The organism is Pedobacter sp. Leaf41, from assembly GCF_001422545.1.
Lineage (GTDB): Bacteria > Bacteroidota > Bacteroidia > Sphingobacteriales > Sphingobacteriaceae > Pedobacter.
This window is the reverse complement of the sequence record NZ_LMLE01000009.1, coordinates 101,644-128,065: the sequence shown is the minus strand read 5'-3', so window position 1 is coordinate 128,065 and position 26,422 is coordinate 101,644. Positions and strand designations below refer to the sequence as shown.

The window sequence follows — 26,422 nt, the reverse complement described above, 5'->3', positions numbered from 1 at the left end:
TTCACTAATTTCTATTCTACAATGAACAACTCCGATGCAATATGATCTGCAAATAACTTTCCTTGTTCGGTCAGCTTTACTTTATCCCCATCATAAATAAGCCAGTCTTTATCCTTTAAACCTAAAATGTTGTGCTCGGTTTGTTCCTGAAAATCTATTCCAAAATCATCATTTATTTTTTGCAAGTCCGTTCCCCACATTGTTCTTAATGATGTCATGATGTATTCGTTAAATCTGTCGTTCAAATTCAGCAGCTCTACAACTTCTGGCAGTTTATTGCTTTCAATTGTCTCCATGTAAAGTGCATTATTTGCCGGATTCATATATCTGTTTTGTCCGTCAAAACCATGTGCCGATGGGCCGATACCAATATAATTTATGCCTTTCCAGTAATTGGTATTATGAACGGCATAACGATCTGGCTTAGCAAAATTTGATATTTCATAGTGATCGAAACCCGAAGCCAATAACTTTTCCATTAAAATTACAAACTGAGCAGCGCTTTGGCTATCGCTCACTGGAATTTGCTGTTTGTTTTTTATGGCATGAGCCAAGGCTGTTTTTGGCTCAACAGTTAGCGCATAGGCAGAAATGTGTGGCACAGCCAACTCTATAGCTTTGTTAATATTGCTTAACCATTTTGCATCTGTTAAAAGTGGATACCCATAAATAAGATCTAGAGTCAAATTTTCAAAACCCGCATCCTGACTTCTTTTTATACAATTTTCGGCTTCATCAGCATTATGCGCCCGGTTCATCCAGATTAAATCTTCATTGTAAAAAGATTGTACGCCAACGCTAAACCGGTTAACGGGCAGCTGTTTTAGCTCTTTTAATTTTTGAGAAGTTAAATCATCAGGATTGGTTTCGATGGTAATTTCAGCACCGGTATCAACAGAAAATGTATGGTTTATGGTATCAAATATTTTAATCAAAGCGGCTTGCGATAATATGGAAGGTGTTCCACCTCCAAAATAAATGCTTCCAACTTGCCCGGAAATTCTATCCTTCTTCATTTTGATTTCTTTGCAAATGGATTCAACCATTTCATCGGCATATTTTAATGAGGTACTGAAATGAAAATCACAATAGTGGCAAGCTTTTTTGCAGAAAGGAATATGAATATAAATACCGGACATTGGCCACAAAGATACAGCATAATCCATATCCATTTATTTTCTTTAGGTAAACAATGATTAATCGATTACTTTTGCTTTCTTAATTTTTATTTGCAGCATGCCAAAGTTTATTGTCGTTTTATTCGCGTTTTTGTTGTCATCTAACTTCTTGGTTGCACAACAAATTCCCGCTAATACCGATTCAACAGCGGTTGTGAAATATCAGTTTAGGCGATACCGTTTGGATTCGGCTGCACTTGCACGGCAAAAATTTGTTACCGATTCCATTGTTAAACATACCTGGGTGCTGCCCGATAGTTTGTTAAATAAAACCATCCTGCTGGATAGTGTCGAAAAAGAGTTTCTCTTCCCATCACTAGATATAATTGCCTGGCAGAAAAAATACGCCCACCTCAAACGAAAAGCAAATCCATACCAACTGGGCTCGCAAATTCCGAAAGGTAATGTAGGCTTATTGGGTTTTATATTTGCGATGCTGGTGATTTTCGCAATTTTGAAAAACGCCTTTTCTAAGCAGCTCTCGGCAATTGTACAATCATTTTTTAGTAACCGGATTTTAAATAATATCAACAAAGAAGATAACCTTTTTAGTTCGTGGCCATTTCTGCTCTTATTTGTACAGTTTGGTTTCGTTTTTGGAATGTTTTTCTTTTTGGTTGCCCAGTGGAGAGATATGTATCAAGCGAAGGATGGATTTAAGTTTTTCTTCACGATTTCGATCACGATTATACTATTCTATGCTTTAAAACTAGTCGTATTAAGGTTTTTGGGATTTTTATTTAATGTTCAAAAACCAGTAGGTGAATACATCTCCATATTGTATCTCAGTTACTTTAACGCATCACTGCTTTTTATCCCTTTGGTGGTGTCATTTGCATTGTCACCTTTAAAATACGGCGAGGTATATATCATATTGGCGGTCTTATTGTTAGGGGTAATTTTCGCTTTTCAATTGCTTAGAGCTGGGGTTACTATACTTTCTAATAATAAGTTTTCCAAAATGCATTTATTTTTGTACTTTTGCGCCCTCGAAATATGTCCTATTTTAATACTAATTAAAACGATAGGATTGTAGCAGGAAAAAGGAAAATGCAAGAAAAGAACGACTCTAGAATTCGCAAAGTGAAAAGTATTTTGGTTACTTTACCAAAACCTGAAACAGAAAAATCTCCTTACTACGATTTGGCCAAAAAGCACAATTTAAAGGTTGACTTTAGGTCGTTCATTCATGTTGAAGGAGTGCCAGCAAGAGACTTTAGAAAAGATAAAATTAACCTTGCCGATTTCACGGCTGTTATTTTTACCAGTAGAAATGCTGCCGATCATTTTTTCAGAATTTGTGAAGAAATGCGTTACGATGTTCCTGCAGAGTTGAAATACTTCTGCTTGTCTGAAACCATCGCCTTGTATCTTCAAAAATACATTCAGTACAGGAAGCGTAAAATTTTCTTTGGTAAGCAAACCGCTGCAGATTTGGCTGAAGTACTAAAAAAACACGCGAACGAAAAGTTTTTATACCCTTGTTCTGATGTAGCTACGGAAGATACAATGAAGTTTTTGGAAAAAAGCGGGTATGATTTTACACCTGCAGTACTTTTTAGAACTGTAGTGAGTGATTTATCTGATCTTGCCGAAGTTTTTTATGATGTAATTGCCTTTTTCAGTCCTTCCAGTATTCAATCACTTTTCAAAAATTTCCCTGATTTTAAACAGAATAACACCCGTATCGCTGCCTTTGGCGTAAATACAAGTAAGGCGTGTGCTGATATGGATTTGATTGTAGATATTGCAGCGCCAACCCCAGGCGTTCCATCAATGACAATGGCCATTGAAAATTATATCAAGGTATCTAATAAATAATACAACCAATAATTTATTTTTAGTCAACACAATAAAAGCGTAACTTTGCTGTTATAACAGGGTTACGCTTTTATTTGTAACAAAAAAATTAGGCCTAAGAAGGGTTTAACTAGCCCAATTTGCTTTAAACAAACGATTTAACTTAAAATATTTGCAATTGTTGATTATTTCAATGATTTTTGATAAAATTGCTCCTAATCGTGCTTTGCACACTATAAGAAATATGAAGAAAATCTACCTTCTAGCTATTGCGGGTATAACTGTTTTGCTAGCAAGTTGTGGCCATGGGGGTCAGGGCGAGCTAGTGGGAGCTTATAACCGGAAATTCAAAAACAACAGAATCCCTTTGGGTATGGTTTACATCCCGCCAGGGCATACACCACTCGGTGGATCTGATGAAGATATTACTTTCTCGCAGAATGGTCCTAGTAGGATGACTACTATTCCAGCTTTTTTTATGGATCAAACTGAAATTTCAAACGCTGAGTATCGTCAGTTTACCAATTGGGTTAGAGATTCGATTGCAATTGCCATGATGGGCAATCCACAGCAATTTATGATTACACCAAAGGGAAACGCAGCTAATGCACTCGGCGGTGAAAAATACATCGATTGGAAAAAAGTAGGTACTAATGGCGTAAACATTTGGCGGAACAAAGGTAAAGGTGCCAGTGGTGCTCAAGCTAGTCAATTGGATGGCATGTACTATTCTGGATTGGATGCTTTACCAGGAAAAAAAGAAATAGATGTACGCAAATTGGAGTATTCGTACGCGGAACTTAACATGGATAAAGCAGCTTTAGGGCATAAAAACCCAAACAGCAAGCGCCAGGATTATATAGATCGTTATACCATTGCAATTTATCCTGATACAATGGTTTGGAAAACAGATTACTCATACTCCATGAATGATCCAATGGTTCGTGCTTACTATAGCCATCCTTCTTATGATGATTATCCTGTAGTAGGAGTAAGTTGGGAGCAGGCAAAAGCGTTCGGTCAGTGGAGAACAAGATTATATGATGGTGTTGCGCAAGCGAGAAGAATGCCTGTAGGATCGAGATCTGATTACAGATTACCAGCCGAAACTGAATTTGAATATGCAGCCAGAGGTGGTAATACCAAAACAAAATATCCTTGGGGAGGCCCATATATCAGGAATACAAAAGGGTGTTTGCAAGCTAACTTTAAGCCTGGACGTGGAGATTACTCGAGCGATGGTGGTATTTACACAGTTGGTGTAAGATCTTACTTTCCTAACGATTACGGTTTGTATAACATGGCCGGGAACGTTTCTGAATGGACAATTACCGCTTACAACAAAGGTGCAGCCCCGTTATTGCATGATTTAAGTCCGAACTTTACTTATGATGCAAATGCTGGAGACAGCAAGTATAAAAAACGTAAAATCATTAAAGGTGGCTCTTGGAAGGATACAGGATATTTCCTTCAGAACGCAGTTTCCACATACGAATATCAAGATACACAAAGATCGTATATTGGATTTAGGTGCGTTTCCTCTTACCCTGGAACTGATTTAAGAAATTAAAAAACAAACCAAACAACTAAAAACTAAGAAAAACATCAAAATTTTATGGCAGCAAAGAAACAACCAGGCTGGTTACACGTAGCAATTTCATGGGGAGCAAGTATCGTAATTGTAGGAGCATTATTTAAAATTCTTCACATTGGTGGTATCGTGGGTAACTATATGATTGGTATAGGTCTAGGCGTAGAGGCAATATTATTCTTTTTGACGGGATTTTTTCCACCAGAACCAGAACCAGCATGGGAAAGGGTTTATCCAGAATTAAGAGAAGATTTTAAGGGTGAATTGCCAGCGGCTTCTGCAAGACCAGTTGCAGCACCAGTTTCAGCAGGAAATACAGCGGCATTAGATAAGATGTTATCAGACGCTAAAATAGGACCGGACTTAATAGAGAGTTTAGGATCGGGTTTGCGCACATTTGGTGATAAAGTTGCAACGATTTCAAATGTTGCTGATGCTTCAACTGCTACAAACGAATTCACAAGCAAAGTAAAAACAGCTTCTGCTGGTTTTGATAATTTAAGCGCATCTTTTGAGAAAGCTACAGCTAACTTAAAAGCAATGGGTGAGAGCAATGTAGATTCTCAAGCGTACCATGATCAGGTTAATAACTTGGCTAAAAATTTATCGGCTTTAAATGCGGTGTATGAATTAGAGTTACAAGATTCTAGCGCACACTTAAAATCGATGAATAAATTCTATTCTAACTTATCACTAACCATGCAAAACTTCAACGAATCGATGGAAGATTCGAAACAATTTAAAGAAGAAGTGAATAAGTTAGCGAAGAACCTGGCATCGCTTAACTCAATTTATGGCAATATGCTATCGGCTATGAATGGTCCACGTGTATAAATTATCTAGTTTTTAATTTTAAAAAAGAAAGCTACATAACACATGGCAGGCGGAAAAGAAACAACAAGGCAGCGGATGATCAATATCATGTATTTGGTATTGTTGGCCATGCTTGCCTTAAACGTATCAGATACAATTTTAGATGCATTCAAAAATATCAACGATAGTTTGGATACTTCTAAAAACAATGTAAACACCAGTATTAATCAGCTATTTTCTGCTTTCGAAAATTCGAAACTGAAGGAAGAGCCAGCTCGTGCACAACCGATTTATGAGAAGGCCAAACAAGCACAGGCAGCTGCAGATAATTTGAATAACTACATTGAAAGTTTAAAGAAAGAATTTACTACAGCTGGAGATGGTATTGATCCAGAAACTGATGATTTGGTAAACAGATCTAATCAGGATATTGCTCAAAATATCATGATCAACCAAAAGAAAGCTGATGAATTAAAGAAAAGAATTAACGCTACACGTGAGAAACTGATTTCTTTACTAGATCCGGCTGATAGAGCAACTGTTGCTTTTTCATTAGAAGCCAAAGATCCGGTTAGAAAAAGAAAAGGCAACTGGCAAGAAACTTACTTTGGTGAGGGAACGCCATTAACAGCTGCTATGACTATTTTGACAAAATTGCAAACAGACACTAAAAACGCTGAAGCTGAAGTAGTTAAAAAGTTATTCGGAAACATGGATAAAGCTCAGGTTAACTTAGATCAGTTTGCAGCGGTAGCAGTAGCGCCAACCTCTTATGTTATCCAAGGACAACCTTACACCGCTGAGGTATTCTTGACAGCTAGTGATTCAAGATCAACTCCTGATATTACCGTTAATGGAAATAAATTATCCATTAAAGAAGGTAAAGGAACTTACACGGGCGGTACAAGCAGCGTTGGAGAATTTACTTGGGTAGGTACTATTCGTGTTCGCCAAACTGATGGACAAGTGAAGGAATACAAAACGCAGCCTCAAAAATATCAGGTAGCAAAACCATCTGCTACTGTTTCATCTACAAAGATGAATGTAATATATGCGGGTATTCCAAACCCATTCACGGTTTCTGCTGCTGGTTTTCCATTAGAAAGTGTTCGTGCTTCTATCTCAGCTGGATCAATGTCTGGTTCAAATGGAAACTACAGTGTAAACGTTTCTGGAGGTCAGGTTGGAAGTGAAGTTTCTATAAACGTAAGTGCGAGCAATGCTGGTAAAACAGTGAGTTTAGGCGCACAGAAATTTAGAGTAAAAGCTATTCCGAAGCCAGTAGCTAAAGTTGGTGGACGAGCTGGAGGTGATATCGCTTCTGTTCAATTGAAAAGCGAATCAGAAATCGAAGCAGATCTTGATGATTTTCCTTTCGATGTGAAGTTCAAAATTCAACGTTATAAATTGACGGTTATAAAACCACGTTCAGACGCGGTTACTATTTCTGGTAGTGGTGGAAGTTTTGCTGGCGCTGTTAAAGCGGCAATTAATTCTGTAACCCCAGGTACCAGAGTATTTTTTGAAGATATTGTTTCTGTTGGTCCTGATGGCCGCCAGAATGTTTTACCTTCATTAGCATTTAGTGTTAAATAAGAAGAAGATGAAAAGGATTGTAAGCATCATTGCATTGGCTTTATTTACGACGTTGGCTTACGCACAGAAAAAGCCAACCAAATTGGCTCCGAAAAAAGCTGCAGTTGCACCAGCACCTGTTGCCGATACCGTTGCAGCGCCAGTTAAGGTAGCCAAGAAAAAACTTAAGGTTCCACCAAAGGATGGTTTTTATGCCCGAAAAGATATCGATAGTACGGAAATGGTGCCTTTGGCTGATGTAAGAGAGGAAGATGTATTTTATGCAAAGCGTATCTGGAGGGAAATTGACTTAAGAGATACCGTGAATTCGTCATTAAAGTCTCCTAAATCAAGATTAATTGATGTGATCTTAGCTGCTGTTAAAGCCGAAGAATTAACTGCTTATGCTCCTATCGATAGTGTGCTGAACGAAGATGATGCTTTCAATACACCTATGACGAAAGATTCTGCAATGATGGCCGCCGCCGGAACCGTAGAAGTAACCGATGCTAAAGCAGGTACTGTAAAAACTGTTGCAAATGATCTTAACCCTGAATCATTTTTAAAATTTAGAATTAAGGAAGATTGGATTTTTGATGTTAAACGTTCAATTTTCGAACCACGTATTGTAGGTATTGCGCCAATGAAATACAATGAGGTTTCAAAGCAATGGCAACCAGTTTTCTGGGTTTATTATCCAGAAGCTAGGGAAATATTAACGAAGAAACGCTTAATCAATACCAACAATGATGCTTCATCATTAAGCTTTGATGATTTCTTTATACGCCGTCTGTTTAGCAGTTATATTGTGAAGGAATCAAATCCTGGAGATAACAAGCTAAGAGATATTATTGCTGATCCTAGACAACGATTATACGAATCTGAAAGAATTAAAAAGTCGGTTCTTGATTACGAACAAGGACTTTGGGAATACTAACAGAAAAGCTTCGATGAAAATTGAAGCTTTTCTGTTTTTAGCTCGTCTTCAGTTAAACATATCGTCATTGAGAGGTACTAAGCGTTACTACCTACTGCAGGCAGGCAATTTGACTAAATTCTGTTACTGAAAATTGATACTCACATGAACTATTAGGATGGGTTTTCAATTCCCCCTTCAGGGGACTGCGGGCTAAAATGATCCTGCAAAGTTATCATCTGCTTTTTATTAAGCACTTCGCTCAATTCTTTCTCTGTAGCTTCTCTTATTTTCTTAACTGATTTAAAATGTTTTAGCAATTTGTCGGCCGTAGTTTTACCAATGCCTTCAATTTGTTCCAATTCGGTTTTTAAAGTTCCTTGGTCACGCTTTTTGCGGTGAAAGGTAATACCAAACCTATGTGCTTCGTCACGAAGTTGTTGAATCACTTTTAACGTTTCCGATTTTTTATCGAGATAAAGCGGAAACGAATCCCCTGGATAAAAAAGTTCTTCCAATCTTTTAGCAATACCAATAACTGTTACACGATTTTCGATACCAAGCAACTTCAAGCTTTTCATAGCCGACGAAAGTTGTCCTTTGCCGCCATCAATAATAATTAGTTGAGGCAATGGCTGGTCTTCTTCAAGCATGCGCCTGTAGCGTCTAAAAACAGCCTCCTCCATCGTCGCGAAATCATTTGGACCTTCCACTGTCTTCACGTTAAAGTGGCGATAATCTTTCTTTGAAGGTTTAGCATCTTTAAAAACCACAATTGCCGAAACAGGGTACTTACCCTGAAAGTTGGAGTTATCAAAACATTCAATATGCTTCGGCAATTGCGTCAATCGCAAATCTTTTTGCATGGTTGTTAAAATGCGATCTGTCCTTAAATCAGGATTTAACTTTTCGTATTGATTTAGTTTTTCTTTTTTGAAAAACAATACGTTTTTCTGAGATAGCTCTAAAAGTTTCTTTTTTTCACCAAGTTTTGGAACGGTAAATTTTAGCGTTTCATCTTCCAACGAAAGTTCAAATGGAACAATAATTTCTTTTGATGTACTGTTAAACTTTGTTCTGAACTCCAACATCGCCGTGATCAAAAGTTCATCATCACTTTCATCCAATTGCTTTTTAATTTCAATAGTTTGCGTTTGAATGATAGTTCCATTCATTACTTTCAGGTAGTTCACGAAGGCATAACGCTCATCAGAAGCAATGCTCACTACATCAACATTGGTAATGGCACTGTTCACCACGGTCGACTTACTTTGATATTTCTCTAAAACCTGAAGTTTTCGCGAATATTGATGTGCCAGTTCGAAGTTTAATTCTTCTGAAGCAGTTTTGATAATGCCCTTCACATCTCGAATCACATTGCCAATTTTGCCGTTTAAAATCTCTTTAATCTCAACAATGTTCTGGTTGTAATCAATTTCTGTTTGGTAGGCCTGACATGGACCTTTGCAATTTCCAATCTGGTATTCCAGGCAAACTTTAAACTTGCCTTCAGCAATATTTTTGTCGTTTAATGGCAGCGAACAAGTCCTTAAAGGGTATGTTTCTTTAATCAGATCTAAAATAGTGTGCATCATGCCAATCGATCCATATGGGCCGAAATAGGTTGATCCATCTTTAATTACCTTTCTGGTCCAATAAATGCGTGGATAGGGTTCGTTTTTAACGATTATCCATGGGTAAGTTTTATCATCTTTTAAATTGATATTGAATTTAGGCTGATGCTTTTTGATCAAACTATTTTCAAGCAACCAAGCATCAATTTCTGTATCAACAATAGTAAAAGTTATCTTCCTGATTTTGGAAACCAGCACTCTGGTTTTGCCGTTAAATTGTTGCTTATCGCTATTGAAATAGGAGCCGACACGGTTGCGAAGGTCTTTTGCTTTACCAATATACATTAACTTTCCATCTGCGTCCCAATATTGGTAAACACCGGGTTTATGCGGAATTGCGGTTAGTGCGGTTTTATGGTCAAAAGTGCTCATCAATTACAAAAATAGTATTCAAATGCGAAATCCTTATCTAAACGGATAAGGATTCGATGTTGTTTAAAAGAATTTCGGCCAGCTCCTAAGTTACGCATAGGGTCAGGAATATCTCCATTAGTATTAAAAACCTAATTTTTCATCAAGTTCAGGATTGGTTTCCTCTTCCTGTTGCTGATATTGGTTACAGTCGTAGGTGATGGATACCCCTGCTTTTGGTGCTTCAAAATCTGCATGACTTATTTTTAACGCCGGGTTTGCGTAAACCCGTTTAATAAAGCCTGCAAAAATAGGAAGTGCCGTATTTGCACCCTCTCCTTGGTTGGTACTTAAAAAGTGAAAAGCCCGATCTTCGCAGCCGGTCCAAACGCCAGTTACTAATTGAGGTGTGATTGCCATAAACCAACCATCAGAATTATTTTGAGTAGTACCTGTTTTTCCACCAATGGGTGCATTTACTTTATATTTATAATTTAATCTGGAACCTGTTCCACCCGATACCACACCTTTGAGCATTCTGGTCATCACATAGGCAACTTCCTCACTCATAATTGGTTTCGGAATTTCTTTTTGCGAGAAAAGTACAACCCCATTTTTATCTTCAATCTTTAGTAAATAAATTGGTTTGGTATAGGTTCCTTTGTTTGCAAATGCGCCATAAGCGCCAACCATATTGTAAATGGATGAATCAAAAGTTCCTAAACAAATAGAAGGATAAGCCGGAACATTTGGAATACCCATTTTTGTTGCTAAGTTAGCAACTGCAACTGGTCCAACTTGTTTCATCAAGTAAGCTGTAACATAATTTTGGGAGTAAGCTAAAGCTTTTTGTAACGTAATGTTTCCTGGCAATGGTTTACCTGATGAGCCTGGGATGTATGGCTTTCCATAACCTTCAATGGTTACAGGCGTATTGGAAACTGTATAGCAAGGAGAATAACCATTTTCGATGGCAACCGCATAAGTAAATGGTTTGGCTGTCGATCCTACTTGTCGAGTTCCCATTTTAACCTGATCGTATTTGAAATGCTCGTAGTTGATCCCACCAACCCAGGCTTTAACGTGCCCATTGGTAGGATCCATGGTCATCATGGCGTTACGCAACAACATTTTGTAGTAGCGAACTGAATCAATTGGTTTCATCACTGTATCAATATCGCCTTTCCAGGTGAAAATGGTCATTTCAGTTTTAGTGTTGAAATCTTGTTTGATCTCGTCATCAGATTTACCTTCCAATTTGAGTGATTTGTATCGGTCAGATCTTTTAACACCTTGTTCAATCTGCAAATCTTTTCCTTTAAAAGGATTTCTACCTTTCCAGCTGCTGATAAATTGCGCCTGCAAAACTTTCATATATTCTTTCTGCGCTGCCTCAGCGTATTGCTGCATGTCGAAATTCAAGGTGGTGTAAATTTTCAATCCATCACGGTCCAAATCATATGGTGTACCATCTGGCTTTACTATTCCCTGCTCCTGGAAGATTGTTTTGATATCGTTTTTTAAAACTGATCTAAAGTAAGGTGCAATGCCATCGTTTACAGTTGCAGCGTTAAATTTCAAACCTAGTGGTTTCTCTTTTTCCTCATTAAAATTCTGCTGAGTTAATAGTTCTGATTTTACCATCATAGCCATCACAGTATTTCTCCGGTTTCTCGAGCGCTCCGGATGGCGGGTAGGTGAGTACATCGTAATCCCCTTCTGCATACCCACCAAAGTTGCCGCCTGGGTTAAAGTTAGTTTATCAGGCGTGGTATTAAAATAAACTCTTGCAGCTGATTTAATTCCATAAGCCTGATTACCAAAATCTACCGTATTGAGGTACATGGTGATGATTTCTTCCTTTGTGTAATTGCGTTCCAGCTTTACAGCAACAATCCACTCTTTAAATTTGGTGAGTACCAATGAGAAGAAATTGAGGTTGGATTCGCGTGGGAAAAGATTTTTGGCCAACTGTTGAGTAATCGTACTTGCGCCTTGTTTTTTGCCGATTAAATTATAGCCTATGATGGTGAAGGTACGTTTGAAATCGATTCCAGAGTGATCTTTAAAACGGGTATCCTCGGTTGCAATTAAGCCATTGATCACATTTTCGGAAATATCTTTATAGGTAACATTGGATCTGTTTTGTACAAAATAGGTTCCCAGCGGGCGGCCGTCTTCTGCAATAATTTCTGATGCCTGGTTACTTTTTGGGTGTTCAATATCTCTGAAAGAAGGTAATTCGCCAAAAAGCCCAAGTCCGATCATAGATATAAAAATCGCGAAAAGCGATATTCCGCCTACCAATATTTTCCAGATGATTAAACTATATCTTTTTGTTTCTTGTGCAGAAAGGGATTTATTCATTTTGTGTTGTAATTAATGCAAAGGCCTAGCAAATTGGAAGCCATTTTGGCTACAAATTTATTAAAATTTTGATGAACTCATTTTTTGGCCTTTTACAGGCAGTTCTATGCCTATTTATAATTGTCTTTCAAAAATTCCAAATATTCATTAATGCGATCTCTACTATTCAGCTTTTCGAAATTCTCTTTGCTGATAATAAAGCCTCTGTAAAGATTTGCAGGAACTTTCATTATATTTTTTAACTGACCAGCAATGCTTGATTCGTAAATTTTTGCATCTTCCAAATCGATAAAACTGGTTACATAAATCAATTGGTTATTATCTAGCTCAACCAATTTGTGCGCCAGATCATTATCTGGATAATTTCCGCGGTTAAACTGACCAATACCGAAGCGTGATGAACTTAAAGTTAAAGTAGCATCGGCTACATCAATAACATAGTAATACTCGTTAGAAGTAGCTGCGCTAAAAATACTGGCGGGTTTTACTACATCAACCGGTTTAACTTCTTCAGGTTTCTCCACTGGTTTTACAGCGATTTCTACTGGTTTTACTTCTGTTGCAGCATTAATATTGGTAGTGAGCGGTTTCGCAGGTATAGCAATTGGTTTTACCTGGCTCACGAAACGAGGCTCGTTTGAATCAAAGTCGATCAAGGCAACAGGGCGCTGCTTAAACTCAGCCAGGTTTGCTTCAATATACTTTAAATGATCGCGTACTAACGGTGTAACAATTAAATCGTTAGGGTATTGGGTGGTAATGGAATTAAATTCGGCCAATAATGGATCAAGTTTTGATGTACGGCCAACCGCAATAGCTTTTAAGTAGGCATATTGTGGAGCCAGATCGTTATCAGGAAATGCATTTACATTATCATTGGCTTGTTTGATTACGCTTGGATATTCCTTTTTAGCGTAGGCCTCAAAAGCAACATTATAATTGTTGTTTGCAATATTTTCCATTGCACTCTGTTTGGCAGAAAACGATGGATCTAAAATTGTTTTAGCATAATTCGATTCTGGGTATTTCGTTAGCACCAATTGCCTAAACTCATTTGATTTATTCTCATCAACACCTTTGTTATTTAGGTATAAGCTGTAATAAATGGCCGCGAGATGGTTATTTTTTGGATATCTTCTTAAAAGTTCATCGTAAATCTTATTGGCTTCTTTTTTGTCGTTCAGCTCTTGCTGATAGAAACTGGCGATTTCAAAATAAGCATCAATAATTTTCTGATCGGATGTAATAAGCAGTTCCGGTGTAACTGGCAATGCATCCAGATATTGTTTTTCTATCGAGGTTTGATCTGCTGATGTCGTGGTGTTAGTTCCATTTGCAGGCGTGATGGTGTTGGCTACGTTTCCGCCAGACATTACCTGTGCATTTTCCTGAGCTGATGAGCGCTGGCTTTGGCGCCAGTTATCTTCTAATTGCCTGTTACCCCAGCGCTTCTTAAAATCGGCAAAACCAGTACTTATTGCTGCATTATTGTTAAAGTAGAAAGTATTACCAGCACCAGTTTGAGGAGCGTTTAACATCTGGTTCAGAAAATCTGGATTATTAAGGCTTTGATTATTTGAAATCGGAATAGTGGCCACTTCAACTTTCTGAGTTAAATACGCTTTTACTTTTGCTTCGCGTTCTGTTGCAGGCAACTTGGCAATCATTTGAGCGGTATCTTCTTTCGAGATTATCGTGTAACGATCTGTTAAATACTGAAGATTATCTGCCTTTTTAACAATGTTATCATAATCAGGAAAGTTTTTTGGCATAATTAATACCGTGCTATCATAATATAGTTTCGCCTTGATATAGTTGTTAAATTCCTTAAAATTTAAATCGGCAATTTTTAAATAAGATAATGCTTTTTGGTTTTGATTTTTTGTGCTCTTCTGAACTGACTTTTGATAGTTTTCTTCTGCTTTAACAAATTTGCCTTCTTTCGAGAATAGCTCACCAACCTGATAATATATTTGATCAGTGTAGTCGAAATTTTTATCGTCTTTTAGTAATGCCAACAGGGCTTTATCTTCATCAACTTTGTAGCCGCTAATTAATGCTCTTAACTTTATGCGTTGCAAATTGGCATGGAAATACATTTCAAATGGTGCATTACTGTTTTCTACTTTTGTGTAATTGATGAATGCATTTTGATGGTCGTTCTCCTGTTCTTGCAGCTGTGCTAAAATATACCGCCAACGAATACGGAGTTGTTTATCATCGCCTAACCGAACAGCGTTTTCGAGTAGTAGGATTGCCTCTTTATTTCTTTTTTGATATATCCTCATTTGGGCGGTTGTAGCCAAAGGTTCGGCGATATCTTTTTTTAGATTATCGGCAGCACGAAGCATGGTATCTAAAATTTTATCAGCCACCGCCATATTATTTAATTCCATTTGGCCGCGTGCTTTCCAATTCATAGCCATAACAAAAGTCTGTAGATCTTTGTCGTAAGCTTTAGCCACATAATCAAAATACTCTGATGCGATAAAATAGTTTCCTTTTAAATAGTTGGCTTTGCCTAAAAGCATGTAGGCATCGTCTATATAATTACTGAAACTTTTATCGTTTATGATGGTTTGTCCTTTTGTAATTACCTCATCAAGTTGTTTGTTTGGAGCGCCTGGAGTAAGCATTAAATTAACCTGCGGTTCTGGATCAAGATAAATAGGTAATACTTTTTCGTAATTATCAGGGTAACTTTGCTGTAAACCGTCATTATATTCGGTGAGCAGAACCTTAGAATTATAGATATAGTTGTAGCGTGCCGTTAAGTTTTGAAACTTCCGGTCGATAGCGGTATCTTTATTTGCTACACAGCCATACGTAAAAAGCAGGCTGAAGAGAATGATGAAGGGATTTAAGGTCTGGTTGGAGTATTTTTTCAAGTATAATCAGTCGCGTTAGTGGATATACAATAAACAAAATTTAGCAAAAAAATTTTCTTTGCTGGCAAAACTTAATTATTCAAAGTTAACTTAATTATTGCATTTATAAATGGAAAATCCTAAAGAAGAAGATACATCAAAAAAAGTAAATGCAGCGGCAAAATATTCTGCCATAGGCTTTCAAATGATTGCTACTATTGGATTGTTAACTTTTATAGGCTACAAAATAGATGAACATCGAAATAGTAGAACAAAATTAATAACAGCGGCATTTGCGCTCGCCGGTGTGGGCATCGCATTATATCAGGCTATAAAGCAAGCTACGCGATAAACCGTGCCAATCTTAAGTCGCTCAGTTGTTCTTTGGTTGTGTGGTAAACTATTTAGAAATCAAACAAGTTAACAATATTTCATCCTTAAATCTTATCTTTGCCAAAGTTTTTAATTGTAAAGAATTATTCCTTTGACGCTAACCAAGTTTACAAGCATCTACTTCATTTTTGTTGGAATACTGATAGCGATAATCGCTGTTTTGCCCAACATTTTCCCTGAAAAGCAGATTTTGGTTAAGAATTTTTGGGTAATTTTCGGCTTTATGGCTGGCATCACCTACATCGCATATATGCTGGTTGCAATCGGTATAAAACGCGATCCTGAGGTTGGTGTGATGGCGATCATGGGATCAATTGCAGTGAAGATGATTTTTTGTATGGCTTTTGTGCTGGTATACAGTATAAAAGCAAAGGGAAACGGGCTACTTTTTGCACTAAATTTTTTTTCTGTGTATTTATTGTTTACGGCCTTTGAAATATACTGTTTGTTGCGTAACTTGCGCCACCAAAATTTAAAGTAAAAAACTGCCAATAAATGGATTGTAACCAAGTTTTTGTGTCGAAAGTTAAGAAGGTAATCTTTGTTTTTACGCTTTTAATCGCGTTTTTATCTATCAGAAATAATACTTTCGCCCAGGCTGATAGTACTATTGCTTCTCCTGATAGTGTTGTTGCTGAATCTGCTCATGCAGTTTCTGGTGAACACGGAGCAGCAGAGCACGGTGAAGAAAAATTCGAGCCAACTAAAGTGATCATGGAACACATAGCAGATTCGCATGTGTGGCATTTATGGGGGCATACCTCAATTCCTCTTCCAGTAATTTTGTATACTTCTGGTGGTTTGGAAGTTTTTTCTTCAGCACATTTTCATCACGGTGAGCAAGATTATCAAGGTAAATACAACAAATACCGTTTGGTAACAGGTTTAAAACAAAGCATGACTAAAGATATGTTCAACAAGAACATTAAGGTAGTTGGTGCTGACGGCCAAATTGATGAAGCGGCATCTGATACAGTAATTGATTTCTCCATTACAAAAAATGTAGCCGCGATGTTTATCTCCATTCTTTTGATTGTTATTATTTTCGGTTCAATAGCTGTTAGCTACAAAAAGAGAGTTGGGAAAGCGCCAAAAGGATTACAGTCTTTCTTGGAGCCAGTGATCATATTTGTGAGAGATGATATCGCAAAACCAAACATCGGACATAAATACGCAAAGTTTATGCCTTACTTGTTAACGATATTCTTTTTCATCTTATTTAATAACTTATTAGGTTTATTCCCAGTTTTTCCTGGTAGTGCTAACGTAACAGGTAACATCGCTTTAACTTTTGTGATGGCAACGGCAACCATGTTAGTAGTTAACTTAAACGGTAACAAATATTACTGGAAACATATTCTTACGCCAGATGTGCCTTGGTGGTTATATCCCATCATGATTCCGGTAGAACTTATTGGTATCATTTCAAAGCCATTCGCTTTAATGGTTCGTTTGTTCGCAAACATTACCGCTGGTCACATCATTGTATTGAGTTTAATCTCGCTTATTTTTATTTTCAAAACATTGGCTATCGCTCCTGTTTCAGTTGCATTCGTTTTATTTATGGATGTTTTGGAATTACTGGTAGCATTTTTACAAGCGTTTATTTTTACATTGTTATCTGCGCTATTTATCGGAATGGCAGTAGAAGAGCATCATTAACAGAAAACTATTTTTTACAAATTATATAATTAAATTAGTTATGGTAGGTTCAATCGCGGCAATTGGTGCCGGTTTAGCAGTAATTGGTGCCGGTATCGGTATCGGTCATGTAGGTGGTAAGGCAATGGAAGGTATTGCTCGTCAGCCTGAGGCTGCATCAAAAATTCAAACTGCAATGATTATTGCTGCCGCCCTTATTGAGGGTGCTGCATTATTCGGTGTGGTAGTTGCATTATTAGGCTTAGGCGTTTAATAGCAATTTAGAATTATTAATCGGGAATTCAACGATTGGTTGTTTTCCCGATTTTAACGAAAAAGTCAATAAAAAAATATAAAAAATGGAATTAGTTACCCCAAGTATTGGATTGGTTTTCTGGACAGCATTAGCTTTTATTTTCCTATTACTATTACTTAGAAAACTTGCATGGAAGCCAATTTTAGGAGCTATTCATGAGCGTGAGCAAAGTATTGATGAGGCTTTAAATAAAGCGGAGTTAGCTAAGCAAGAAATGGCTCGTTTAACTGCTCAAAATCAAGATTTGATGCAACAAGCACGTGCTGAACGCGATGAGATTTTGAAAGAAGCCAAAACGCTAAAAGATAGTATCTTAAACGAGGCTAAAAAACAAGCACAAATAGAAGGTTCTAAATTAATCGAGAAAGCAAAAATCGAGATTGAAAACCAAAAGAAAGTGGCTTTGGCTGAAGTGAAAGATCAGGTTTCTACTTTATCATTAGAAATTGCTGAACGTGTTTTGCGTAACCAGTTGGATGATAAAACAAAACAAGAAGCTTTAGTAGCTAATTTGTTAAAAGACGTTGAATTAAATTAAGTTTTGAGAAAATAGATTTGAGACATTAGACATTAGATTTGAGATTGATTCTCACATCTTTCATCTCACCTCTCATATCTCACACCTAAAAATATGTCAGAAATTAAAGTAGCAGGCAGGTATGCCAAATCATTAATCGACTTAGCTGTTGAAAATAACGGCCTGGCTGAATCTTATAATGATATGGTTTTATTTGAAAAAGTAGTTGATGAAACTCCTGAACTAGAAGCGATATTGAAGAACCCAATTGTGCCTTTAGATAAAAAAATTGGCATATTGAATGGAATTTTTGCTGACAAGCTTGGTAAGTTGACCCTTACTTTTTTTAAAATTGTTGTTAACAAAGGCCGTTCGGCTATTTTATTTGCTACTGCAAAACAATTTATTCAACAGTATAATAAAATTAAAGGTATTGTAACTGCTGATGTAACTACAGCAACTGCTTTAAGCGCAACTGCTAAGCAGGAGATTATCGCCATTGTAAAAAGAGAGTTAGGTGCTAATGAAGTTATCGTTAAAGAAAAAATTAATGAGAAGCTAATTGGTGGGTTTATTTTAAAAGTGGGTGATAGGCAATTTGATGCAAGTATTGCAAGTAGTTTAAGCAAACTTAAAAAAGAATTTGCTGCTTAGAAATATGAGTATCTCGTATTAAGATTGACTTTGTTAAACTTTGAGGGATACTGAAATAACAAAGGAACTACAGCGCAATAATATATAAACCCGACTGACAGCGGTATTTTTGTCATCCTGAGCGTAGTTGAAGGACAAAAGTTAAGCTGAAAGAGGGACTAGAATAACAAAAGAACTACAAGATTTACATTTACAAAAAGATATAATTAAAACTATGGTAGAGGTAAGACCAGACGAAGTTTCGGCAATTATCAGACAGCAATTGGCGGGCTTCAAATCAGAAACCGAACTGGAAGAAGTTGGTACCGTGTTGCAAGTGGGCGACGGTATTGCCCGTGTTTACGGTTTAACTAAAGTTCAATCGGGTGAGTTGGTTGAATTTGCAAACGGCCTGCAAGGCATTGTATTAAACCTTGAAGAAGATAACGTTGGTGTGGTACTTTTGGGTGCATCTGACGAGATTAAAGAAGGCGATACCATTAAACGTACCAAAAAAATTGCCTCTATTAAAGTTGGTGAAGGTATGCTTGGTCGCGTAGTGAACACTTTGGGTGAGCCTTTAGATGGTAAAGGCCCAATCTTAGGTGAAACTTACGAGATGCCTTTAGAGCGTAAAGCACCGGGTGTAATTTATCGTCAGCCGGTTAATGAGCCTTTACAAACGGGTATTAAAGCAATTGATGCAATGATTCCAATTGGTCGTGGTCAACGTGAGTTGGTTATCGGCGATCGTCAGATTGGTAAAACGGCTGTTTGTATTGATACTATTATTAACCAAAAAGAATTTTATGAAGCAGGCCAGCCTGTGTTTTGTATTTATGTAGCTATAGGTCAGAAAAACTCTACCGTTGCTAACATTGTACGTACACTTGAAGAAAATGGCGCTTTACCATATACAGTCGTTGTTGCTGCTTCGGCTGCTGATCCTGCTCCAATGCAGTTTTATGCTCCGTTCGCTGGTGCTGCAATTGGTGAGTTTTTCCGTGATACAGGTAGACCAGCTTTAATTGTTTATGATGATTTGTCTAAACAGGCAGTTGCTTACCGTGAGGTGTCATTATTACTTCGTCGTCCACCGGGCCGTGAGGCTTATCCAGGTGACGTCTTCTACTTACACAGTCGTTTGTTAGAAAGAGCTGCGAAAATTAACGCGAATGATGATATCGCTAAAGACATGAATGATTTACCAGAATCGATTAGACATATCGTTAAAGGTGGTGGTTCATTAACAGCTTTACCAATTATCGAAACTCAAGCAGGTGACGTTTCTGCCTATATTCCAACCAACGTAATTTCGATTACTGATGGTCAGATTTTCTTAGAGTCGAACTTGTTCAACTCTGGTATTCGTCCGGCTATTAACGTAGGTATTTCGGTATCACGTGTGGGTGGTAATGCTCAAATTAAATCGATGAAAAAAGTAGCAGGTACTTTAAAGTTAGATCAGGCTCAATACCGCGAATTGGAGGCTTTCTCCAAATTCGGTTCTGACTTAGATGCTGCGACGAAATCAGTGTTAGATAAAGGTGCGCGTAACGTGGAGATGTTAAAACAAGCGCAGTTTTCTCCATTTACGGTAGAGAAACAAGTTGCAATTGTTTATGCAGGTACTAAAAATTTAATGCGTAGCGTTCCTGTTAACAAGGTTAAAGAATTTGAAACTGAATATTTAACTCAATTAGAAATGCGTCATCCAGAAACATTAGCGGCTTTAAAAGCTGGTAAATTTGATGATACCATTACTGGCGTTTTAGATACAGTAGCAAAAGAGATTTCAAGTAAATACTAAATAGAGTCTAAAGTTAAAAGTAGAAAGTTCAAACTTTACACTTTTAACTTTTTACTTTACACTTATTAAAGAATGGCTAATTTAAAAGAAGTAAGAAACCGGATTGCATCGGTACAATCAACACAGCAAATCACCAAAGCTATGAAAATGGTTTCGGCGGCTAAGTTGAAACGTGCTACAAATGCAATTATCGCTTTACGTCCTTATGCAACTAAACTGAAAGAGATTTTAGGAAATCTTTCCGCAAGTTTGGAAGGTTCTTCATCACCTTTTATCCAAGAGCGTGAACCTAATAAGGTTTTAATTGTGACGGTATCATCAAACCGTGGTTTGGCTGGTGCTTTTAACATGAACGTAATTAAAGCGGCCAATAATTTAATTGCTGAGAAATATAGCGAACAGTTTAAAAACGGTAACGTAAGCATTATTTCTATAGGTAAGAAAACTCAGGATTTTTACGAAAAACGTAAATACAATGTTATCGGCAACAATAATGAAGTATATTCTGCTTTAACTTTTGAAAACGTAACTAAGATTACAGATGCGATTATGGCTGGCTTTTTAAAGGGCGAGTTTGATAAAGTGGAAGTAGTTTATAATCGTTTTAGAAACGCAGCCGTACAGTTTATTACTACTGAACAATTATTGCCTCTTCCAAAAGTAGAAGCAGTTGCAGAAACTAAAGAAGAGAAAAAGGCAGCAAATGTAGATTATATTTTAGAGCCTTCTCAGGAAGAAATTGTAGAGCAATTAATCCCTAAGTCTATTAAAATTCAGTTATACAAAGCGGTGTTAGATTCTCACGCATCTGAACATGGTGCTCGTATGACATCAATGGATAAAGCCACTGAAAATGCTGGCGAGTTGTTGAAGGCCTTGAAACTTTCTTATAACCAAGCTCGTCAGGCAGCGATTACAACTGAGTTAACGGAGATTGTAAGTGGTGCAGCAGCATTGAACGGATAAGTTTAGTCTCTGGTCTTGAGCCATTAAAATATTAAAAGCCCATTTCTTAATTGTAATGGGCTTTTTTTAATGGCATATATCTGCAAAATCCAAAATTATTATAATAATTATGGATTGTATTCCAAAATTATTATGATAATTATGGATTGTATTCCAAAATTATTATACTTTTGTATGTGACGAAATTATGATGATAATAAGGAAACAGTTAGATTATGCATTAGCCAGACTTTTTAAAGGCAAAGCATTTATAGTCTTCGGACCAAGACAAACGGGTAAAACAACTTTTGTAGAGCAGTTATTGGCCAAGGTTAATAAAAAGACTTTATATCTTAATGGCGATGACGCTGATGTAAGAGAAAATTTAGCTAAACCAAATGCTATTCAAATTGCTCAATTACTTGGAGATTATGAAGTGTTATTTATAGATGAAGCTCAACGAATAGCGGATGTTGGTCTGCTGATAAAGATTATTGTTGATAGATTCAAGCAAGTTCAAGTTATCGCAACTGGCTCATCAGCTTTTGAACTTTCTGGTAAAATTAATGAACCTTTAACTGGTAGAAAATATGAGATGATGCTTTTGCCATTTTCTTATGGAGAGTTGGTTAACCATACCGATTTTTTAACAGAAGAACGTTCCTTAGAGCAGAGATTGCTTTATGGTTCTTATCCCGAAGTAATAAGTGATGCTATAAATGCAGAAGAACATCTAAAACTGTTAGCAGATAGTTATTTGTATAAGGATTTATTTGCTTTGGAAGAAGTGAAGAAGCCTCTATTGTTCGAAAAAATTGTTAAGGCTTTGGCTTTACAGATTGGAAGCGAAGTTAATTTTTCCGAACTGGCACAATTGGTAAAAGCCGACCAAAAAACAGTTGACAAATACATTAGTTTATTAGAGAAATCTTTTGTGGTATTTACCTTGTCTGCATTTTCTGGAAATGTGAGGAATGAGATAAAGAAAAATAAGAAAATCTATTTTTATGATACCGGTATTGTTAATGCCATCACCAGAAATTTTAATGCATTAACAAACCGAAATGATGTGGGTGCATTATTTGAAAATTATATGATTGCGGAAAGAATGAAATATTTACACCAGAATCAAATAGAGGCTAATGTATTTTTTTGGAGAACCACTCAACAACAGGAGATAGATTATATTGAAAAAACAAATAATAAGTTGTTGGCAGTTGAATTTAAATGGAATGAAAAAGGAAAGAATAAGTTTCCGGTAACTTTTACGCAAGCTTATCCTGATGCTGAAACTTTGTTGATATCGAAAGCAGAAAAGGCAAGTTTTTTGAATGATTAAACTTGCAAATCTTACCTTCGATTAAATAAGAAAACCTATGAAAAAATACATGTTAATTTGGATGCTAGGCATTGTTCCAATTTTCTCTTTTGCACAAGCTCAAAACCCAGCCAGAGATTACACTAATGCCGTACTTTGGCAGCAAACCAGTGGCGAATATAGGGCGTTATGTTTTCAGGCTTATAACTTCGCTCGTTTGTCACTAAAAGAAGCAATGTGGGCAGATACGAGTAAGAAACCGAATTGCGTTATTGTAGATATAGATGAAACCGTTTTGGATAATTCTCCATTTCAAGGACACGAAATTAAGAAAGGACTGAGTTATAATCCAGCAGACTGGACTGCGTGGACAGGCTTAGTTAAAGCTGATACCGTACCTGGTGCGTTGGCTTTTTTAAAATTCGCAGCTTCAAAAAATATTGAGACTTTTTATCTGAGCAATCGCGATGAAAAGGATTATGCCGCAACGCTTAAAAATTTACAGGCTTTTGGTTTTCCTTATGCAGATGCTGCGCATTTATTGGTTTCAAAAGGAACGTCAAATAAGGAACCTCGACGCCAAAAAGTTGCTGAAACTCATGATATGCTCTTGCTTTGTGGCGATAATTTGAGCGATTTTTCTAATATTTTTTATCGTGAACAGAAGAATATTTTCGATCAGGTAAATGCAAATCAAAACCTTTTTGGGATCAAATTTATTGTGTTACCAAACCCCATGTATGGCGATTGGGAAAAACCATTGTACACGGGTGAAAAACTAAACGATAAAGACAAAGCAAACCAGCGTTTAGAACGATTAAAAAGTTACTAAACATTTATAATTATTCAGCAATAAGTATTACTTTTGCTGCATCATAAAAATAAATATTATGGAGAACAGCGAATTAAAGCACAATACAGAAAGTATGAAAACGGCTAACCAGCCAGGAATATATAAATTAATGATTTTTGGTGTATTGATTTGTATGGTTGGTACTTATGCTCGTTTTGCATTCGATTCTTGGGTGTTATCATTGGTTTCATGGATTATCCTTTTTATCGGTGCAATCATCAGCATTAAAGGAGTATTCAAAATTTTAGACGCATAAAATATTTCTCTCTAAATACAGAGCCGATGATATACCCATATCATCGGCTTTTTTATTTACTATCCTTTCCTTTTATGTAAAAATCCGTCCTATTGCATCTAAACTTAAACGTTTTTAAGATTGGGTTACCTATTTCTATTTTCAGTATAAAGGGAAAATATGACGACTTAACCTAACCAGAAACGTCTAACTTCTAATGGCCATTTGAAGCAAATATTTAAAATGATTAATTTATTAGAACCCCAGAATCATGAAAAGGAATATCATTGCTGCTGCCATTATTTTAACAATTTTTGGCTGCAATAGCAAAAAAGAAGGATACGTTACGGATAGTGATGCCGAAGCCAAAGAAATACAAATACCAGATACGGTAGTTGCAGATAAAATTATTAAAACTGCCGACATGCGCTTCCGTGTGAAGGATGTTCAAAATACCAAAGAAAAGCTGAGTCAGATTATTAGATCAGAAGGAGGAACAGTTGCCGAATTTTCTATTAATAGTACCATACAAGAAACCGACAAATTTAAATTAACAGCCGATTCCTCAAAGGAAATTACTTCCTATCGAACCGATGGTATTTTGGTAGCTAAGATACCAGCACAAGGCTTGGATGAGTTTACTAATGCGATTGCAAAAATGGCTGTTTTTGTAAATAGTTCTTCTTTAAAACTTGATGATCAAAGTATAAATTATCTGGCTAATCAGTTAAAAGGTCAGAATAGGATAGGTGCTTCTAAACAAATTGGAAAAATACCGAGCAAAAAAACAGCTAACATCACAACTTCTATGAATTTAAGTGATGAATCTATCGATCGGAAAATAGATAATCTGAATATTGATGCCAAGGTGAAGTTTAGCACCATTACTCTGAACTTCTACCAGGATAATACGGTTAAAACAATGATCGTTGCAAATGACAATCTCTACGATTATCGGCCGGCATTTGGTAACCGTTTGTGGTTAAACATTGTAAACGGCTGGACTATTTTTAAAGAGATTATCCTTGCTCTTGCTAACTTATGGATGCTGGTTCTTGTTGGCGTCGTCGCATTTTTTACCATTAGATATTTTGTAAGAAAGAATAAGGTGGCCATGGAAATGGCAACCAGGAATATGATGGAGAATAGGCAATAGGCTTTCATTTTACGAATGAGATTGACACGAAATGATAGCAGAATTTTTTCTCCCGAGGATGGGGGTGGTACTAACTGATAAGACAGCAGGTATCGGTATTAATTGAGTTGGTCGGTGAGGACACCGACCAATAAGATAAATGTAATTCAGTTTAAGGAGATCAGTTTCGACCTCGCTGTGACTTAATCATTAAAATTTATATTTTAGCAAATGAACTCTATGCTTATTAAACCGCAAGCACTCTGGTATCTATACGATTTTGATCATTTTGAAGAAGTGGATGATTATCTGTGTCGCTTGGGATTTATCTCTCAAAGCAGCGAAGATCCTATTAAAATATATAAAGGAAGAAATGAGGCCTTGATGATCAGCTTATTAGATGATGCGATAGTTCAGGTTAATTATAAAACCGTGGATGAACAAAACTATCTCATGTTTATCAACTATGCTAAGGATAATTTTGATTATGTTTTGATACACGAAGATCAAAAACCTACATCTACTTTTCTTCGTTACGATGATGATAAACATAGTCTGATTTTTATGGTAATTTCAGTAGATATTCTTACAACTTATACCGTCATATTACAAGAGAAGTTGGATCAGAGTGCTGCAGTTTTACAAGATATTAGCATCGGTCCGCCTCCGAAAGCAATTTAAACAGAACGTAATAATAAGGCGATAAGTGTTTTATTTTCGAATGAGATTGACACGAAATGTTAGCAGAGTTTTTTCTCCCGAGGATGGGGGAGGTACTAACTGATAAGACAGAATGGATCGATGTTTAATTAAGTTGGTCGGTGAGGACACCGACCAATAAGATAAATCGCATGAACAAATGAGATTGCTTCGTGCCTCGCAACGACGAAAAGGTGTTTAATCAGTCGGTAGGTGTTTCACCGGCCGACTATTTTTTTACTTTCACCGCCAACCCTTTTACTTTCGTTTTGTTGTCGCTCACGAAAGATTCCCAGCCAGAATACGTTTTTGATTTGCCCGTCGAGGTGATTTTTTGAAAAGAGTGACAAACAGCAACTGCTAAACCATCTGTTGCATCTAAAAACTCTGGCGTTTCTTTAAAATTCAATAACCTTTGTAACATCGCAGCCACTTGCTCTTTGGTTGCGTTTCCATTCCCGGTGATGGATTGTTTGATTTTTCGGGGAGCGTATTCTGTAACCGAAATATTTCTGGAAAGTGCTGCAGCAATGGCAATGCCTTGCGCTCTTCCTAATTTTAAGAGTACCTGAATGTTTTTTCCATAAAAGGGTGCTTCAATCGCTAAAACATCTGGTTTGTATTGATCAATAAGCACCACTGTTTTTTCGAAAATGCGTTGGAGTTTTAAGAATGGGTCATCAAGGTGTGTCATCTTAACTACCCCTAAACTAATCAATTCTGTTTTATTTCCCTTCTCTAAAATTACGCCATAACCCATTACCGCAGTGCCGGGGTCGATGCCCATAATTATCCGTTCTTTTTTTTCATTCAACATTACAGCAATATTAAGCAT

The 26,422-nt window shown here is 36.8% G+C and carries 24 protein-coding genes; 19 read left to right on the top strand and 5 right to left on the bottom strand.

Annotated features, from left to right (window positions below):
* Positions 1-11: 11 nt before the first annotated feature.
* Complete coding sequence (hemW, locus tag ASE92_RS15420; protein WP_056851211.1) at positions 12-1,139, bottom strand: radical SAM family heme chaperone HemW; 1,128 nt, start codon at positions 1,137-1,139, stop codon at positions 12-14.
* A 97-nt stretch (positions 1,140-1,236) separates the two neighbouring features.
* Between hemW and ASE92_RS15415 the strand changes: the two genes are divergently transcribed.
* The 6 genes from ASE92_RS15415 to gldN all read left to right on the top strand — a co-directional run bounded on the left by ASE92_RS15415 (position 1,237) and on the right by gldN (position 7,894).
* Positions 1,237-2,214, top strand: a complete 978-nt coding sequence (locus tag ASE92_RS15415; RefSeq protein ID WP_056851012.1) for a DUF4271 domain-containing protein — start codon at positions 1,237-1,239, stop codon at positions 2,212-2,214.
* A gap of 14 nt (positions 2,215-2,228) precedes the next feature.
* Complete coding sequence (locus tag ASE92_RS15410; protein WP_056851011.1) at positions 2,229-2,999, top strand: uroporphyrinogen-III synthase; 771 nt, start codon at positions 2,229-2,231, stop codon at positions 2,997-2,999.
* A 223-nt stretch (positions 3,000-3,222) separates the two neighbouring features.
* Positions 3,223-4,548: an SUMF1/EgtB/PvdO family nonheme iron enzyme gene (locus tag ASE92_RS15405; protein WP_056851210.1), complete on the top strand. Its 1,326-nt coding sequence runs from the start codon at positions 3,223-3,225 to the stop codon at positions 4,546-4,548.
* Between the two features lie 45 nt (positions 4,549-4,593).
* Complete coding sequence (gldL, locus tag ASE92_RS15400; protein ID WP_056851010.1) at positions 4,594-5,403, top strand: gliding motility protein GldL; 810 nt, start codon at positions 4,594-4,596, stop codon at positions 5,401-5,403.
* Between the two features lie 42 nt (positions 5,404-5,445).
* A complete protein-coding gene (gene gldM / locus ASE92_RS15395) occupies positions 5,446-6,978 on the top strand; it encodes a gliding motility protein GldM (protein WP_056851009.1) in 1,533 nt (510 codons plus the stop codon).
* 7 nt (positions 6,979-6,985) lie between these two features.
* Positions 6,986-7,894 (top strand): gliding motility protein GldN, encoded by a 909-nt coding sequence (gene gldN / locus ASE92_RS15390; RefSeq protein ID WP_056851008.1) that lies wholly within the window; start codon positions 6,986-6,988, stop codon positions 7,892-7,894.
* 152 nt (positions 7,895-8,046) lie between these two features.
* Here gldN and uvrC read toward each other — a convergent pair whose 3' ends face one another.
* The 3 genes from uvrC to ASE92_RS15375 all read right to left on the bottom strand — a co-directional run bounded on the left by uvrC (position 8,047) and on the right by ASE92_RS15375 (position 15,113).
* On the bottom strand, positions 8,047-9,879 hold the full coding sequence (uvrC, locus tag ASE92_RS15385; protein ID WP_056851007.1) for an excinuclease ABC subunit UvrC: 1,833 nt from the start codon (positions 9,877-9,879) through the stop codon (positions 8,047-8,049).
* A 123-nt stretch (positions 9,880-10,002) separates the two neighbouring features.
* Positions 10,003-12,225: a transglycosylase domain-containing protein gene (locus ASE92_RS15380; protein WP_056851006.1), complete on the bottom strand. Its 2,223-nt coding sequence runs from the start codon at positions 12,223-12,225 to the stop codon at positions 10,003-10,005.
* A 110-nt stretch (positions 12,226-12,335) separates the two neighbouring features.
* Entirely contained in the window at positions 12,336-15,113 is a 2,778-nt protein-coding gene (locus tag ASE92_RS15375; RefSeq protein ID WP_056851005.1) for a hypothetical protein, read from the bottom strand.
* 109 nt (positions 15,114-15,222) lie between these two features.
* Between ASE92_RS15375 and ASE92_RS15370 the strand changes: the two genes are divergently transcribed.
* From ASE92_RS15370 to ASE92_RS15310, 13 genes are all read left to right on the top strand, one after another.
* The gene (locus tag ASE92_RS15370; RefSeq protein WP_056851004.1) at positions 15,223-15,444 is read left to right on the top strand and encodes an AtpZ/AtpI family protein; all 222 of its coding nucleotides are present in this window, start codon (positions 15,223-15,225) and stop codon (positions 15,442-15,444) included.
* 132 nt (positions 15,445-15,576) lie between these two features.
* Positions 15,577-15,966, top strand: coding sequence for a hypothetical protein (locus tag ASE92_RS15365; protein ID WP_056851003.1), 390 nt, complete (start codon positions 15,577-15,579; stop codon positions 15,964-15,966).
* 14 nt (positions 15,967-15,980) lie between these two features.
* Complete coding sequence (gene atpB / locus ASE92_RS15360; protein WP_056851002.1) at positions 15,981-17,147, top strand: F0F1 ATP synthase subunit A; 1,167 nt, start codon at positions 15,981-15,983, stop codon at positions 17,145-17,147.
* A gap of 40 nt (positions 17,148-17,187) precedes the next feature.
* Positions 17,188-17,400, top strand: coding sequence for an ATP synthase F0 subunit C (gene atpE / locus ASE92_RS15355; RefSeq protein ID WP_029287406.1), 213 nt, complete (start codon positions 17,188-17,190; stop codon positions 17,398-17,400).
* 85 nt (positions 17,401-17,485) lie between these two features.
* Positions 17,486-17,980: a F0F1 ATP synthase subunit B gene (gene atpF, locus ASE92_RS15350; protein WP_056851001.1), complete on the top strand. Its 495-nt coding sequence runs from the start codon at positions 17,486-17,488 to the stop codon at positions 17,978-17,980.
* A gap of 93 nt (positions 17,981-18,073) precedes the next feature.
* Entirely contained in the window at positions 18,074-18,613 is a 540-nt protein-coding gene (atpH, locus tag ASE92_RS15345; protein ID WP_056851000.1) for an ATP synthase F1 subunit delta, read from the top strand.
* Between the two features lie 214 nt (positions 18,614-18,827).
* Positions 18,828-20,402, top strand: a complete 1,575-nt coding sequence (gene atpA, locus ASE92_RS15340; RefSeq protein WP_056850999.1) for a F0F1 ATP synthase subunit alpha — start codon at positions 18,828-18,830, stop codon at positions 20,400-20,402.
* Positions 20,403-20,474: 72 nt separating this feature from the next.
* Positions 20,475-21,368, top strand: coding sequence for an ATP synthase F1 subunit gamma (atpG, locus tag ASE92_RS15335; protein WP_056850998.1), 894 nt, complete (start codon positions 20,475-20,477; stop codon positions 21,366-21,368).
* 187 nt (positions 21,369-21,555) lie between these two features.
* Positions 21,556-22,686 (top strand): ATP-binding protein, encoded by a 1,131-nt coding sequence (locus tag ASE92_RS15330; protein WP_235527375.1) that lies wholly within the window; start codon positions 21,556-21,558, stop codon positions 22,684-22,686.
* Positions 22,687-22,723: 37 nt separating this feature from the next.
* The gene (locus ASE92_RS15325; RefSeq protein WP_056850996.1) at positions 22,724-23,497 is read left to right on the top strand and encodes a 5'-nucleotidase, lipoprotein e(P4) family; all 774 of its coding nucleotides are present in this window, start codon (positions 22,724-22,726) and stop codon (positions 23,495-23,497) included.
* 58 nt (positions 23,498-23,555) lie between these two features.
* Positions 23,556-23,774 carry a hypothetical protein gene (locus ASE92_RS15320; RefSeq protein ID WP_056850995.1) on the top strand — a complete coding sequence of 73 codons (219 nt, stop codon included), beginning with the start codon at positions 23,556-23,558 and terminating at the stop codon, positions 23,772-23,774.
* 250 nt (positions 23,775-24,024) lie between these two features.
* Positions 24,025-24,909, top strand: coding sequence for a DUF4349 domain-containing protein (locus ASE92_RS15315; RefSeq protein ID WP_056850994.1), 885 nt, complete (start codon positions 24,025-24,027; stop codon positions 24,907-24,909).
* 219 nt (positions 24,910-25,128) lie between these two features.
* Positions 25,129-25,569: a hypothetical protein gene (locus ASE92_RS15310; protein ID WP_056850993.1), complete on the top strand. Its 441-nt coding sequence runs from the start codon at positions 25,129-25,131 to the stop codon at positions 25,567-25,569.
* Between the two features lie 247 nt (positions 25,570-25,816).
* Here ASE92_RS15310 and ruvC read toward each other — a convergent pair whose 3' ends face one another.
* Complete coding sequence (ruvC, locus tag ASE92_RS15305; protein ID WP_056851209.1) at positions 25,817-26,404, bottom strand: crossover junction endodeoxyribonuclease RuvC; 588 nt, start codon at positions 26,402-26,404, stop codon at positions 25,817-25,819.
* Between the last annotated feature and the right edge of the window lie 18 nt (positions 26,405-26,422).